Origin of the sequence: Hoeflea sp. TYP-13, assembly GCF_040932035.1 — a bacterium.
Classification (GTDB): Bacteria; Pseudomonadota; Alphaproteobacteria; order Rhizobiales; family Rhizobiaceae; genus Hoeflea_A.
The window spans coordinates 294,203-308,604 of the sequence record NZ_JBFRBB010000002.1 but is presented as its reverse complement, the minus strand read 5'-3'; the positions used below and the strand labels follow the sequence as shown (position 1 = coordinate 308,604).

16 protein-coding genes are annotated in these 14,402 nt (G+C 55.8%); 11 read left to right on the top strand and 5 right to left on the bottom strand.

The genetic code is table 11. The annotated features are described in order from the left end of the window. Positions 1-2: 2 nt before the first annotated feature. From ABVT35_RS11795 to ABVT35_RS11765, 7 genes are all read left to right on the top strand, one after another. Positions 3-383 carry an SUF system Fe-S cluster assembly protein gene (locus ABVT35_RS11795; RefSeq protein WP_368466661.1) on the top strand — a complete coding sequence of 127 codons (381 nt, stop codon included), beginning with the start codon at positions 3-5 and terminating at the stop codon, positions 381-383. A 67-nt stretch (positions 384-450) separates the two neighbouring features. Further along, positions 451-849: a Fe-S cluster assembly scaffold SufA gene (gene sufA / locus ABVT35_RS11790; protein ID WP_368466660.1), complete on the top strand. Its 399-nt coding sequence runs from the start codon at positions 451-453 to the stop codon at positions 847-849. Between the two features lie 626 nt (positions 850-1,475). After that, entirely contained in the window at positions 1,476-1,970 is a 495-nt protein-coding gene (locus ABVT35_RS11785; RefSeq protein ID WP_368466659.1) for a GNAT family N-acetyltransferase, read from the top strand. Between the two features lie 34 nt (positions 1,971-2,004). Further along, a complete protein-coding gene (locus ABVT35_RS11780; protein ID WP_368466658.1) occupies positions 2,005-2,385 on the top strand; it encodes a methylglyoxal synthase in 381 nt (126 codons plus the stop codon). A 13-nt stretch (positions 2,386-2,398) separates the two neighbouring features. Continuing rightward, entirely contained in the window at positions 2,399-3,430 is a 1,032-nt protein-coding gene (locus tag ABVT35_RS11775; RefSeq protein ID WP_368467848.1) for a threonine/serine dehydratase, read from the top strand. A gap of 163 nt (positions 3,431-3,593) precedes the next feature. Further along, positions 3,594-5,015: a magnesium transporter gene (mgtE, locus tag ABVT35_RS11770; RefSeq protein WP_368466657.1), complete on the top strand. Its 1,422-nt coding sequence runs from the start codon at positions 3,594-3,596 to the stop codon at positions 5,013-5,015. Between the two features lie 116 nt (positions 5,016-5,131). Continuing rightward, complete coding sequence (locus ABVT35_RS11765; protein WP_368466655.1) at positions 5,132-5,518, top strand: MerR family DNA-binding transcriptional regulator; 387 nt, start codon at positions 5,132-5,134, stop codon at positions 5,516-5,518. Between the two features lie 26 nt (positions 5,519-5,544). Here the strand turns inward: ABVT35_RS11765 and ABVT35_RS11760 are convergent, their stop codons facing one another. The 4 genes from ABVT35_RS11760 to ABVT35_RS11745 all read right to left on the bottom strand — a co-directional run bounded on the left by ABVT35_RS11760 (position 5,545) and on the right by ABVT35_RS11745 (position 8,744). Next, positions 5,545-6,012 carry an isoprenylcysteine carboxylmethyltransferase family protein gene (locus ABVT35_RS11760; protein ID WP_368466654.1) on the bottom strand — a complete coding sequence of 156 codons (468 nt, stop codon included), beginning with the start codon at positions 6,010-6,012 and terminating at the stop codon, positions 5,545-5,547. Continuing rightward, entirely contained in the window at positions 6,009-6,995 is a 987-nt protein-coding gene (locus ABVT35_RS11755; RefSeq protein WP_368466653.1) for a DUF1624 domain-containing protein, read from the bottom strand. The genes ABVT35_RS11760 and ABVT35_RS11755 overlap by 4 nt, the downstream gene beginning before the upstream one ends. Beyond that, positions 6,988-7,905 (bottom strand): DMT family transporter, encoded by a 918-nt coding sequence (locus ABVT35_RS11750; protein ID WP_368466652.1) that lies wholly within the window; start codon positions 7,903-7,905, stop codon positions 6,988-6,990. The genes ABVT35_RS11755 and ABVT35_RS11750 overlap by 8 nt, the downstream gene beginning before the upstream one ends. A gap of 146 nt (positions 7,906-8,051) precedes the next feature. After that, complete coding sequence (locus ABVT35_RS11745) at positions 8,052-8,744, bottom strand: DUF599 domain-containing protein (RefSeq protein WP_368466651.1); 693 nt, start codon at positions 8,742-8,744, stop codon at positions 8,052-8,054. Positions 8,745-9,317: 573 nt separating this feature from the next. On the opposite strand from ABVT35_RS11745, the gene ABVT35_RS11740 reads away from it, so the two are divergent. The 4 genes from ABVT35_RS11740 to ABVT35_RS11725 all read left to right on the top strand — a co-directional run bounded on the left by ABVT35_RS11740 (position 9,318) and on the right by ABVT35_RS11725 (position 12,829). Continuing rightward, positions 9,318-10,718 carry an L-serine ammonia-lyase gene (locus ABVT35_RS11740; RefSeq protein WP_368466649.1) on the top strand — a complete coding sequence of 467 codons (1,401 nt, stop codon included), beginning with the start codon at positions 9,318-9,320 and terminating at the stop codon, positions 10,716-10,718. Between the two features lie 73 nt (positions 10,719-10,791). Next, a complete protein-coding gene (locus ABVT35_RS11735) occupies positions 10,792-11,229 on the top strand; it encodes a DUF1489 family protein (RefSeq protein ID WP_368466648.1) in 438 nt (145 codons plus the stop codon). Between the two features lie 160 nt (positions 11,230-11,389). Then, complete coding sequence (locus ABVT35_RS11730) at positions 11,390-12,136, top strand: VWA domain-containing protein (RefSeq protein ID WP_368466647.1); 747 nt, start codon at positions 11,390-11,392, stop codon at positions 12,134-12,136. Further along, positions 12,137-12,829, top strand: a complete 693-nt coding sequence (locus ABVT35_RS11725; RefSeq protein ID WP_368466646.1) for a DnaJ domain-containing protein — start codon at positions 12,137-12,139, stop codon at positions 12,827-12,829. A gap of 71 nt (positions 12,830-12,900) precedes the next feature. On the opposite strand, the gene ABVT35_RS11720 is transcribed toward ABVT35_RS11725, so the two are convergent. Beyond that, a complete protein-coding gene (locus ABVT35_RS11720; RefSeq protein ID WP_368466645.1) occupies positions 12,901-14,328 on the bottom strand; it encodes a D-alanyl-D-alanine carboxypeptidase in 1,428 nt (475 codons plus the stop codon). Positions 14,329-14,402 lie beyond the last annotated feature (74 nt).

Here is a 14,402-nt window from a genome sequence, read left to right as displayed (position 1 = left end):
CAATGAGTGACGACGTACAGACCAGCGGAAGCACGGATAACGGAGGCCACACCGCCTCAACCATTCCGCGTGACGAACTTGCGCGGCTGACCGATGATATCATCGCCGCCATCAAGACGGTCTATGATCCGGAAATTCCGGCGGATATCTATGAGCTTGGTCTGATCTACCGCATCGATATCGAGGATGACCGGGGCGTCAAGATCGATATGACGCTGACCGCGCCGGGATGCCCGGTTGCCGGTGAAATGCCCGGATGGGTTCAAAATGCCGTCAGCACGGTGGAAGGTGTTTCGGGTGTAGAGGTGAACATGACCTTTGATCCGCCGTGGACACCGGACCGGATGTCGGAAGAAGCGCAGATTGCCGTCGGCTGGTATTGATTGAAGATTTACCGGTCGGCGCTATCCTATGAACATAAGCCAGCCCGAGTGGCTTTGGAGACAGAACATGGGCCAGTTTGAAGTCATGACATTGACGGACAAGGCTGCCGATCGCGTCAGGAGCCTTGTTGCAGCTGCCAGTGAACCGGCCGTAGGTTTGCGGATCGGCATCAAGAAAGGCGGCTGTGCGGGTATGGAATACACGGTCGATCTGGTTACCGAGGCCAACGACAAGGACGATGTCGTCGAATTGGACGACGCACGCGTTTATGTTGCGCCTGAGGCTGTCCTCTTCCTGCTCGGCACCGAGATGGATTTTGAAACCACGAAGCTGCGCTCGGGATTCGTTTTCAACAACCCGAACCAGACCTCGGCATGTGGCTGCGGCGAGTCGGTGGAACTGAAACCTGCCGATCTCAAGGCGTTGGCCGACAAGGGCGATGCGGTCGTTCGCGCTGATAACTGAGCGCGCAGATCCACCCAAAGTTCCCGTTGCATCCCGCAATAAACAAAGACCCCGCGGTTTCACCGACGGGGTCTTTTATTGCCTTGGCCTCACGGGGTTCTGACAGCGTTATTTCCACTTGGAAAGCCAGCGGCTTATGGTGGTGTAGGCCCGATTCAACCATCCTTTGCCGGCCCGACGAGGGGCCATGTAATCATTGATATTGTCGAATCCCGGTGGGCAGTTTTCGCCATATCTTGCATATTTCTGTCTCATAGCAGGTACTCCCTGTTGATGAATCAGATGTTGGGATTGATTGTGGTCGACGCCTGTCCGTTGCATTACATCGGCGTAATGTTGGGCTCTGACAGGTCACATTGTCGTGAGCCGGACTGGCAATGCGCACAGGCCGTGTTTCGCTTGCTGCAGTCGCATGATGTCTCATCTTTCGGACATGTCGGCCGAACCAGGTAAAGTCACGGAGACAACTGCAGAGAGCACGTGAGTTGCAATAGCAGGCGCGGATATGCCAGATTCAACGGCATGTCTGATGCGGGTAGTCATTGTATCAATTACGATTTTGGCAATCCATGACCGGCATTGTTGCAGAGGGGCGTCTAATTTCGATTCTTCCTGGAGGAGATCAGATGATTGAGATCAGACAGGCATTGGCGAAGGAGTCGCGGCAGCTAGCGCATATAGGCATACTGGCATGGGAGGATGCGGTCAGGAATTGGGACGGGGATGCCTCGAAGGTTCGGGAAAATGCACACGCGGCCTACCATGATTTCACCACCAAGTGCTGGGACCGGATTGTGACTGCCCTGATGCAGGGTACGATTGTTGGGTGGGGTGCTCGCGAAGCACTCGATTTCAGAATTTCGGATTTGTGGATCAATCCGGAGCATTATCGCAAGGGTGTTGGTACTGTGCTGCTCAAATCGCTGGAGGAGGGGGCTGTTCAAGCCGGCTTTGATCACACGGAGCTGGAGACCCTTGCCCGCAACACCAATGCCATCGAATTCTACAAACGTTTCGGCTACAGGGTTACGTCGTTATCGGTCAAGTATTCGCCCAGCCTTCAACAAGACATTGAAAAGGTGACGATGCGTAAAGAATTATCGGGCATTGTAGAAGCCTGAATTTTAACTGTGCTACCAGAGCCACGGAAAGTATATGAGCGTTAAGACGGTCGCGTTGATTGCCCATGATGCCTGCAAGGACAAAATGGTGGAATGGGTAGGCAAACACAGACAAGTGCTTGGAGGCATGTCAATCGTTGCGACCGGAACGACGGGCGGACGTATCGCCGATGCACATCCCGATTTGTCGGTCAGCCCGCTCAAAAGCGGGCCGCTTGGAGGAGATCAGCAAATCGGCGCGATGATTGCGGACGGACGGCTAGAGGGCCTTGTCTTTTTCGTCGATCCGCTCTCGCCGATGCCTCATGATGTCGATGTAAAGGCGCTAACCCGTCTTGCCATTGTCTATGACCTTCCCATGGCTTGCAGCCCGTCCACGGCAGACGCGGTGCTTCACTATCTGGCGGCTGATTAGGATGCGTGATGACATGCTGGATGAAGAACCGGCTGGGGGCCGGACCCAAGTGACGGTGGAACTCATCGAGGATGCTGCCGAGCGGCTTCATGGCCTTGCCGTCCGTACGCCTCTGCTGGAATCCACTCAGCTTAACGAGGCGCTGGGTATGCGCATTCTGTTCAAACCGGAGTGTTTGCAGCGAACGGGCTCGTTCAAATTTCGCGGTGCCTATACAAAGCTGTCGCGTCTTCCCATGGAGAGGCGTCATGCAGGTGTCGTTGCATACTCATCCGGAAATCACGCGCAGGGGGTTGCGGCTGCTGCCGGTCTCCTTGGCATTCCGGCGACTATTCTCATGCCGAGTGATGCCCCAACCATCAAGATCGAGAACACCCGCGACTATGGTGCGGAGGTGGTGTTTTTCGAACGCAACAAGGATGACCGGCAAGCGCTGGCCGAACGGATGGCCAGTGAGCGCGGAGCATCCATCGTTGCACCGTTTGATGATGTCGACGTCATCTCCGGCCAGGGGACCGTAGGGCTCGAGATTACACGTCAGGCCGATTACATGAATATCAGCGTTGACGACATTCTGTGTCCGGTGGGAGGCGGTGGGTTGTTGTCAGGGCTTTCCACCGCAGTCAAAGCGCATATGCCGCTGACGCGCATCTGGTGTGCTGAGCCTGAAGGCTATGATGATGTCATCCAGTCACTGGCCGCCGATCAGCTCGTTTCCGTGACGGTGGGTGCGCCGACCATCTGCGATGCGATCGTGACACCGCAGCCCGGCTGGATCACCTTCGATATCATCAAACGGTTTGTCTCGGGCGGCTTCAGCGTTTCCGACCGTGAGGTTATGGACGCAATGGCGGTGCTCTTCGACCGCATGAAGCTGGTGGCTGAACCCGGAGGCTGTGCTGCCCTGGCCGCCCTCTTGCAACAGCGCCGGCAATTTGCTGGCAGAACCGTTGTCGTTGTTGTTTCCGGTGGCAATGTCGACCGTGCCGACTTCAGCCGCATTCTGAGCGAAGCCTCGGCACTTGAAAATGTTCTGCGCGCCTGAAGGCAAATCAACCATTGCCGCCGGTGGTCTGAAACAAATATCTCGTGGCAGAGGCCGAAAAGAAGCTTGAATAGGCCGACTTTCCTGAATCGGATGGTTCTATTTGTGCGCTTCTGCCTCTAAGGTCCAAAAACCGAGATGAAGCACGTCAGATTCGAACACAATGCACGATCAGACCGTCCAATCCGCGGCCGGGGAACACACACCCGACCGCCACGAGATTTACGATGAAGACGGCGTAATTCGCGCCGACTACGTCGCACGGGTTGGTGCGGCCATTGCTGACCGGGACGTTCTGTTTCTCAAAAATCAGGTTTCAAGCCTGCACGAATCCGAACTTGGCGATCTGATTGAATCCCTGCAACCCGAACAACGGCACGCCATCGTCCGGCTGATGGGGGACGATTTCGATTTCACCGCACTGACGGAAGTCGACGAAGCCATCCGCCGCGAGATTGTCGAAGACCTGCCGAATGAAAAGGTGGCTGAGGGTCTTGGTGAGCTCGATTCTGATGACGCGGTCTATATTCTTGAAGACCTTGACGAGGCCGACCAGAAAGACATCCTGGAAAAGCTTCCGTTTACCGAGCGCATCCGGTTGCGCCGTTCGCTGGACTATCCGGACGATACGGCCGGGCGCCGCATGCAGACCGAGTTCGTCGCCGTGCCGCCATTTTGGAGCGTCGGTCAGACCATCGACTATATGCGCGAGGAAGATGACCTGCCGGACTCCTTTGCGCAGATCTTCGTTATTGATCCAACTTTCCGTTTGCTGGGAGCCGTCGACCTCGACCGCATTTTGCGCAGCAAGCGGGAAATCAAGATCGAAACGATCATGCATGAGACGAGCCATCCTATCCCGGCGGAGATGGACCAGGAAGAAGCCGCGCAACTTGTTGAACAATATGACCTTTTGTCAGCCGCAGTCGTCGATGAAAACGACCGCCTGGTCGGTGTTCTCACGATTGACGATGTCGTCGATGTGATCCAGGAAGAGGCTGAAGAAGACATTATGCGCCTCGGTGGTGTCGGTGACGAAGAGCTTTCTGATGCCGTGGCAGCGACCGTGCGGTCGCGCTTTCCGTGGCTGATGGTCAATCTGGGTACGGCTGTCCTCGCATCACTGGTTATCGGCCTTTTCGACGCCACGATTGAGCAGATGGTAGCGCTCGCGGTATTGATGCCCATTGTGGCATCCATGGGGGGCAATGCCGGCACACAAACACTCACCGTCACGGTCCGGGCGCTGGCAACGAAGGATATCGATATCTACAATGCGGGGCGGATCATCCGCCGTGAGGTTGCCGTCGGTTTCATCAACGGCGTTCTGTTTGCCTTTGTCGTCGCATTGCTGGCTTATGCATGGTTCGGTAACGGACAGCTTGGGCTCGTTATCGGGATGGCCATGGTGATTAACATGCTGGCTGCAGGTCTCGCCGGTATCTTACTGCCACTGTTGCTCGACAAGCTGAACATTGATCCGGCAATAGCCTCTGCGGTCTTCGTCACCACCGTGACCGATGTGGTCGGCTTTTTTGCTTTCCTCGGCCTGGCCGGATGGTGGTTCGGGTTGCTTGGCGGGTAGATATCGCAACCGTGATGCCTTGGACAACTGCCACCAGTTTCATTTATGTTCCAAATAATTGACTTTTACGTAAAAGAAAGTCAAAATTCATAAACACCGCAATTACAGGAATCAATGTGCGCAAGTATTATACCATTACTGAGTTGACGCGCGAATTCGGCGTGTCCACGCGTACTTTGCGCTTCTACGAGGATGAAGGCCTTATCCAGCCTGACCGCCGTGGCCGTACACGGCTGTTCAGGGCTTCCGACCGGCATCTAATCAAGGAAATCCTGCGTGGCCGCCGCCTCGGTTTCACTATTGCAGAAATCCGTGAGATCATTGACATCTACAAAGGGCCGCCCGGCGAACTTGGCCAGCTTGAACTGATGATGAAACGCGTCAAGGAAAAGCGCGAGCAGCTCAATCAGAAGCGGCAGGATATTGAGGACACACTTGCGGAGCTCGACAATGTCGATGAAGCATGTCTTGCCCGTTTGGCGGAACTGCGCGTCGGAACCTGATTCCCAGAGCCGAGATCTGAATCGGATTACAGCCACCGCCTTACGCGGCGGCAATAGGATTCATACTCTGCCCCAAAAACCGCAAGCAAATGCAGCTCTTCCCGATCTATGGCGAATTTCTGAATGCCGATCGCAGCCAAGGCTGCGAATATCAAAAACCATGCGTTTGCCAGGATCAGACCAAGCGCCAGAAGTAACAGGACATTTCCGAGATAGATCGGATTGCGGCTGAAACCGAACGGACCGGCAGTGACCAGTTGGGTGGACTTCCTGGTTGGCATGACCGTCGTGTGCGCTGCGCGAAGCGTTGAGATGGACCAGATATCCACGGCAACAACCAAAACAAGCAGTGCAACGCCTGCAATGCGGAATGCCGGTCCATGAAAAAACGGCAATTCAATAAACATGCCTGCGGATACGGAAAGCAGCACTGCCGCAAGGGCGATGATTGGCGGCCAGGGTATGTTATTCGGCTTTGCCCGATACGCGTTCATTCCGCCCTGGTTTCCTCGAATGCTGATGCAGTACATGTATTGACTATCTCATTTATCCCGGCGTCCTGTTCACCGGATGATTGGGATTTTCGTGCCGCATCAATCAGGTCAGCCCTGACAAGCTCATTTATGGTGCAGTCACAGAACCGACTACAGAATTCAGCGGGATTGTTCTGAACGCAGGTGTGGTTGCAACTCCTGATATTACTTGCGATGGGATCGGCGGCGGGTGCAGGAAAGACCAGACTTGCTAGGTAAACCAGGCTGATCAGCACCGGTTGATGCAGCAGATAGAAGGCAAGACTGTGGCGACCGGCGAATGCCAGCGGCCGGCCAGCCCGGTTTTCACCGCGATAGATTGACGCAAGCCACGCAAACAACCCCATCTGCTGTCCGGCCTTCGCCGCTCCGATACCGAGCAGAACCGCACCGAACCATGGAAAAATGGGGACAAAATCATTGGACAAAATCTGCTGTGTCGACAGGCCCAGCCACAGGAGCGCCCCCTGATTGAAAAACGGTGAAGCGATATATGGGCCAGCAAAGAGGATGACGGCGGCGGTGAGGGCCGTCAGAACCACGGGAAGCCGCAGAAAGACCAGTCCCAGCACGCTGGAAACCGCAATACAGTGAAGGATACCGAAAAAGATGTATCTGTCCGGCATGGCATAAAAAGTCAGCGCCGTGATTGCGGCGGCTGCGGCAACGATCATCGCAAGCCGTATCGCAAATGGACGCCAGCGTATCGCCCTGCCGTGGCCAAGCACGAGGCTGACACCGACCAGGAAGAGAAAGCTGCCCGCGATGCTGCGTGCAAAAAACTTCCAGCCGCCAAATGCCGTCATGCCTGACGGCGCGTATCCGAAGAACTCCAGGTCCCATGCAAAATGGTAAATAGCCATCGCCAGAAGAGCGAGGCCCCTGGCGACATCGACAAGGACGACACGCTGTTTGGCGGGAATGGGATGGGTCAAGTCAGTCATGGGCAACCGCTTCTGTCTGGTTCTTTTTCGGCCCTAACCTGGAAATGAAGAGGCCGCACACCACAAGTGCCAGCGCCAGCACAATGCGAAGGGACAGTGGCTCACCAAGTAACCAGACGCCGAGGAATATGCCGAAAACGGGGATTAGGTTGAGGCCGATCGCAAATGTGGAGTAACCGATCTTGCGAATGAGATAAAACCGCAGCAGATAGGCAAATCCGGTTGGCAAGAGACCGAGATAGACGAGTGCGAACATACCTTCGCCGGAAATGTCCAAGGTCGGTGCACCGTCGGCCACAAGGGCAATGGCAATCAGGGCAAAGCTGGAAACGCCAAGTGCGAGGCAGGCGAGCCTTCCAGGAGGGATATCGATTTTGCGAATGAGCAGTCCGGCGGCGACATAACACATGGAGCCCATGAAGCAGGCCAGTTGAGCCAGAAGATTGGATCGGCCGAGACCGGAGAGGGCGTCCACGCCGACGATAGTCAGAACCCCGCAAAACCCCAGTGCAACGCCCATAGCCTTCATAGGTGTAAGCTTGTCGTCGTTCGTAAAGACATGGCTCCCGATGAGGGCGAAGAAGGGGCCGGTTCCCATCAGCAGCGACGTTATTCCCGCGTCAATGGAAAGTTCTGCCCACGAGATCAGCAAAAAGGGAATTACGACATAGAGAAACGACATGCCGATGAACAACAGCCACATCTTTGGCTGTGAGGGGAAGATGAAACCTTTCCACAGCGCATAGGGCAGCAGGACCAGAAACCCGATCGTGACTCGGATTGCTGCCAGCCAATATGGGCCGGTTTCAACGACGGCAACCTTGATTGCTGTAAATGCCGAAGCCCAGATCAGCGCAGCCAGCGCCACCAGAAGAAGGTCTGCGACGGTTGCGTGTTGGATCCTGTTCAAGCGACACCTGTTGCCGGAGTGAATGAATGCCGGAATTGCCCCACGCGCTGATATCAGTGTTCACTCGCACGTTGAACAAGATGACAGTGACCTGCGCCTTCGCTCCGTTCGGCATCGACGACAGCGGGAAACTGGAACGCCGTAGCTCAGATGTCAACGCCAGACATCAAGGCTCGGCGCGCTGCAGAAAAATACTGTCTGCGAACCAGCACGATCATCACCAGCGCGGTGGAAATTAAAAACACCACCGGGCCGATGAACCAGCCGATATAGCCGAGTGAAATGAAGATCGCGCGGAAACCTGCGTTAAAATGTTTGCCGGCCAGAATATTGATTTCCACGGCCCGCCGAACGGCGAGCTGGGCGTGTTCCCTGTTCTTTTCGACCTCATCGACCATTGGAATGCAGCCGATGAGGATCTGACAGTAGTTGAATAGCCTGTAGGACCAGCCAAACTTGAAAAAGGAATAGGCAAATATGATGAGCAAGCCGGCAACCTTGAGCTCAAATGCATCACGTTCTGCCGGTACGCTCAAGGGGATACCCGACAGGACTCCCAAAACCTGATCTGTGGCGCCAAGCAGGGCAAAACAGCCTCCAATTGCAAATAGCGCGGTCGATGCAAAGAAACCGGTGCCCTGTTGAAGCCCGGCAAGGATGCTTGTGTCGATCATTTTGAGGTCACGGCACAGGCAGTTCTCTAGCCAGCGGGCTCTGTGAATGTTCATGGCCTGGCTTAAACTCACAGGCATGAAGCCGTGTTTTCGGTCGATGGACCAGGCAAACAGAACCCAGCCGACAAAGCAGACAAACACAGCGATGAAATCCAAATGACTCATGTCATAGATGTGTCATGAGTCGCACTGATGGACCAAATGCGGACCATGAAATTGCCTGTTAAAGTGCATTTTTGCCACGAAATGCACAAAAATGCGCCGCATGGCGGATGCCTCAGGCCGGGTGAACCAACTGATATAATTAATAAAGTGTGAATCGGGTATAGGAAATCTGCCACGAAACCGCCATTTTTGCAGTTGCGAAGACGAAACCGTTCGTCTAGAAGACTGCCCCACCACGGGGCGAAAAATTTTACCGGTGGTTATGATGAGGCATCTTTCGGAGCCAATATGGAAGATACAGTCCAAAAATCTTGCTGGGGCGTAACCGCCCGTGCAGTGATTGGGTTTGTGAGCTTGCTGGCATTGATCTACCTTTTCGGTGGTCTCTGAGCCACATCTACACAGCTAAAATTATTCAAAACAGCGCGGGAGTTTCCCGCGCTGTTTTGTTTTGTGCGAATATCGGGGCAAGTGTCGCGGGCGATAAAAACTATGTCGGGGTTCAGGTCCAAAAAAACGTGCGGCCAGCCTACATTGTAGAAAACAAAACCGACATAATGGAATTGCAGGGATATGTTTCTATCCGTATTCGACGTTTTCAAGATCGGCGTCGGCCCGTCAAGCTCCCATACAATGGGACCGATGGTGGCTGCCGGGCGCTTTTTGGCCGATATTCTGCATGGTGACTGGCCACGGCCATCGGGCTACCGGGTTGCCCGGCTAGAGGTTAGCTTGCACGGCTCGCTGGCCTTTACGGGAATTGGCCATGGAACGGGCCGGGCCGTTGTCCTGGGATTGACGGGGCATCAACCCGATACCGTCGATCCGGATGCGATGGACGGGATCATCAAGCAGGTCGAGACTGACCGGAAGGTCGCGCCCAAAGGCCATCCGACATATGATTTCGATCCTGAAACCGATCTGATATTCGATCGCAAGCAACCGCTGCCGGGCCATGCCAACGGAATGACCTTTAGTGCCTATGACGGCGATGACCGTCTGCTGTTGCGGCGGATTTACTACTCCATCGGCGGCGGCTTCGTCGTGACGGATCTGGAATTGGAGGCTTTGAAGAATGCGGCCGAAACGCCAGTGGAAAATGGCGTGCCGTATCCGTTTCACAATGCAGCGGAAATGTTGTTGATGGCACAGAAGTCCGGCCTGTCCATTGCAGCGATGAAGCGGGCGAATGAGGAAACGCACCATTCGCACGAGGCTCTCGACAAGGGGCTGGCGGCGATCTGGTCTGCGATGAGCGGGTGTATCGACCGAGGCCTGAAGGGTGAAGGCGTCATGCCGGGTGGTTTGAATGTGCGCCGTCGAGCCGGGTCAATTCACGAAAGGCTGAAAGACGAATGGAAGCAAAACAAGGCCAATCCACTTCTCGCCAATGACTGGCTGAGCGTTTATGCCATGGCGGTGAATGAAGAGAACGCCGCGGGCGGACGTATTGTAACAGCACCGACCAACGGCGCTGCCGGCGTCATCCCGGCGACAATTCGCTACTATATGCAATTCCATGATGGCGCCGACCACAATGGTGTTGAAGACTTTCTGCTGACGGCCGCGGCGATCGGCGGCATCATAAAACACAACGCCTCGATATCCGGCGCAGAAGTAGGATGTCAGGGTGAAGTGGGTTCTGCTTCGGCCATGGCAGCCGCCGGACTTGCGGCGGTGCTGGGCGGTACACCCGAGCAGGTTGAAAATGCTGCGGAAATAGCACTGGAACATCATCTTGGCATGACCTGCGACCCCGTTGCCGGTCTCGTTCAGGTACCGTGCATCGAGCGCAACGCACTCGGAGCAGTGAAAGCGGTTACGGCAGCCTCGCTTGCGCTTAAGGGTGACGGAAAGCACTTTGTGCCACTTGACGCATGCGTTGAAACGATGCGTCAGACGGGTCTCGACATGAACGAACGCTATAAGGAAACAAGCGAAGGCGGACTTGCCGTAAACGTCGTCGAGTGCTGAACGGCAATTTTCACGCTGTGGACACGGAACAGAAGTTTCTTGACCTTGCAGATGAGACCGTTACCTCAGTACCATGACCCTCAATCTGGTAAAATTGTGTGTCGGAGTGGATGCTGTTGAAGATCTGCAAGCGTCGATAGACTTCGGCCTTGCGGACAAGAAAAGCCGCGATCTGGAGGAAATCCAGTATCACACGACGCGCATGGTGCCGAAACGCCTCGATGAGCTTTTGGACGGAGGCTCGCTCTATTGGGTCATCAAGGGCAATATCCAGGTGCGTCAGCACATCGAGGAAATCAGGCCCTTTACCGATGCATCGGGAATATCGCGCTGTCGCATCGTTCTCGAACCGCGGCTGATCCTGACGGAATGGCAGCCGCGCCGGGCGTTTCAGGGATGGCGTTATCTTCCGTCCAAGGATGCGCCGTCCGATATGTCCTCCAGGGGCGCGGGCATCCTTTCGCTGCCGCCGGAGCTGAGGCGGGAACTGGCCGATCTCGGGCTTCTGTAACGGTGCTAAATCCCCCAACTGCCTAACCACATTGCAAAAAACATTCGCTTCGGCGCGGCGCATTGTCCGCGACCGGTTCAATTTGCCTGCAGGTTGCACTAAATTTGTAGTTGGAGGGAGTATAGCGGCTGCTTTGCGGTCCAGTTCCAAGGAGCATCTTATGTCAGGTCGCGACATTACGGACAAGAAGAGCTCGAAGGAGGTTGTATCCGAGAGTGATGCACAGTCCTCCAGCCGGGATATAGCAGACTTCCTGAACGCGGCGCGGTCGGTCACGATACCGGCCGGCTCCGACAGCGGCAGGCTGATATTTGCACTCGATGCCACGATGAGCCGACAGCCGACCTGGGACGCGGCATGCATGCTGCAGGGTGAGATGTTCAACGCGGTCGGCCGTGCTGGCGGCCTGAATGTGCAACTCGTCTATTTCCGTGGTTTCGGTGAGTGCCGCGCGTCCAAATGGGTCGGCGATACCGGTCAGCTGCGCGACCTCATGGTTCGTATCGATTGCCGTGGCGGCCACACACAGATCGCCAAGGTTCTGAAACACGCACGTGACGAAACGGTGCGAAAACCCGTCAGCGCCATGGTCTATATCGGTGACGCCATGGAGGAGAATATCGACAAGCTGTGCCAACTGGCCGGCGAACTCGGGATGCGAAAGGTGCCGTGTTTCATGTTCCAGGAGGGCGGTGATGCGGCGGCGCAAACCGCGTTTCGGGAAATTGCGCGTCTGTCGGGCGGTGCCTATTTGCGATTTGACGGAAGTGCCGCAAGCGCGCTGCTCAACCTTCTCAAGGCGGTTGCGGTCTACGCATCGGGCGGAATGCCGGCCCTGCAAAAAGACAAAAGCCGGGAATCGCGTCTGCTCCTGGAACAGCTCTCCGGAGGGAAGGGCGGAAAGTAAGTGTTTATACTGTTTTACATTGTCCTGGTGGGTTTGCTGCTGGCCGGCTTTGCGGTGTTGTTTTTGCGCATGGACGCAAAACGCCTTGCTGTGGTGCTGCGCTACTTTGTTCCGGTATTGCTGACCATATTCGGGGTGATTTTCACCCTTCTGGGGCGCACAAGCATTTCGCTTGGGCTGTTTGGCCTTGCCGCTGCATTGTTTGGCCGGGCGCGCGCCAGGTCGCGCAGTACACGCTCAGCCAGACAGACCTCACGCGTGAGAACCGCTGCACTGGAGATGGAACTTGACCTCGACACCGGCGCCATGAACGGGCTCGTTCTGGCTGGAAAATTTGAGGGCAGGGAACTCGATGCGTTGAACGAAGCCGAACTGCGTTCGCTTTACACAGAACTTCGGGAGGACCCGGAAAGCATCCAGGTGTTAGAGGCGTATCTTGACCGCCGTGAGCCCACTTGGCGAGACGGCTTTGATGCGGACGCTGACGAGGGGCTGGGAGCTGCGCCAGCTTCGGGCGCCATGACACAGGAGGAGGCCTACGAGATCCTTGGTCTTTCTGCTGGTGCGTCCGAGGCGGAAATCCGCGAGGCGCATCGCCGCCTGATGAAACGCGTTCATCCCGATACTGGCGGCTCTGTTTTTCTGGCGGCCCGCATTAACGAAGCCAAAGATGTGCTCCTGCGTCGACATTAGATATTCCCCAATACTAAATACAAACTCGAGGATGTGGCGATCAGTTACCACGCCACATGGCTAGTTCACTTTCATTGCTGCGTCGCCCAGCAGCCATATCCCTTGTTCTTGAGCGCCTTACAGGCCTTCCAGGCGTGTGACTTGCCGTCAAAGCCGGCAAATCTGGCACGATGAAGCTGTTCGCCGTTGCGTTGTGTGATGACCGTAAACGGCTGGGCTTTGGCGATCATGCCGCCGGTTTTCGCCTTGGCCTCAGCCAGAAGCTGCTCTGCGCTTTCACGCGTGGGGGCAGCACCTATCTGAATGACCCAGCCGGACGGCATGCCCGTGCTGGCCGTCACGACGGCGTCAACGCCGGCATTTGAGGATGCATTCTTTTGCGGTGCCCGCTCGACCGGGGCATTCGGGCGCGGAACGGGTGCAACAACGGCGCGCTGTTTTTTCAAACGGTCTATCAGGGCATCCTTTCCGACGACCGGCCGGTCAAGCGGAATGGGAAATGCGGAGGACTTTTGCGGTTTTGCATAGGCCAGCGCGACCCGAACGTCGCTTACATCGCGGAATTTAGGCACGGGCCCTTTTTTCGGCAAAGCGATCTTTGTGGCCGCTGACGGCGCCTTGGCAATCAGATTGGCTTTGCCCTTTCGCGATGCCTTCGGCAGGTAGCGGGCAATCAGGTTGCGCATATGCTTGTTGCGGCTTGCACCGGTTTTACCGCCCATAACAACGGCAACGATGCTGCGGCCATCCTTGCGGACCGAACTTACCAGATTGAAGCCAGAAGCGCGTGTGTAACCGGTCTTGATGCCGTCCACGCCCTTGACGGATCCAAGCAGACGGTTGTGGTTCCCGTAGCGGGACTTGCCATATTTGAATGTGCGCGTCGAAAAGTAGTGATAGTGCTGCGGAAAATGTTCGCGCAGGGCAATACCCAGGCGCGACATGTCCCTTGCCGTTGTCTTTTGTCTGGAATTCGGCAGACCGTGCGCATTGCGGAAAGTGGTCTTCTTCATTCCCAGCGCCTGCGCTTTTGCAGTCATTTTCTTCGCGAAACCGCTTTCCGAGCCGCCCAGATGTTCGGCTACCGCGGTCGATACGTCATTCGCGGATTTGGTGACGAGCGCATAAATGGCCTGTTCGACCGAAATCGTCTGCCCCGAGCGCAGGCCGAGCTTGGACGGGGGTTCGGCGGCGGCGTTCTTCGACACGCGAATGCGGGTCTTCTTGGAGATGCGTCCGCTTTCCAGGGCTTCAAACACAAGATAAAGGGTCATCATCTTGGTGAGCGAGGCGGGATAGCGTAGCGAGTCGGCGCTGGATGCGTAAAGCGTCTTGCCGGTTTTGGCGTCAATGACGATGCCGGCATATTTGGCGTTGGCTGCAGCACCGCCCGTAGCCAGGACAATCAGCAGGCCGGAGGCGGCCACAATTTTCAGGATGTCGTGAAAGAAACTTTTGAATTGGGCAATACATCTGCCGCTGAGGAAAGCCGTGTACACTTGACTGGTCCAATCACATTACGCAACGCACTTACAGGCTGGTTGATCAAAACCCTTTGACCACCAATTTGGAA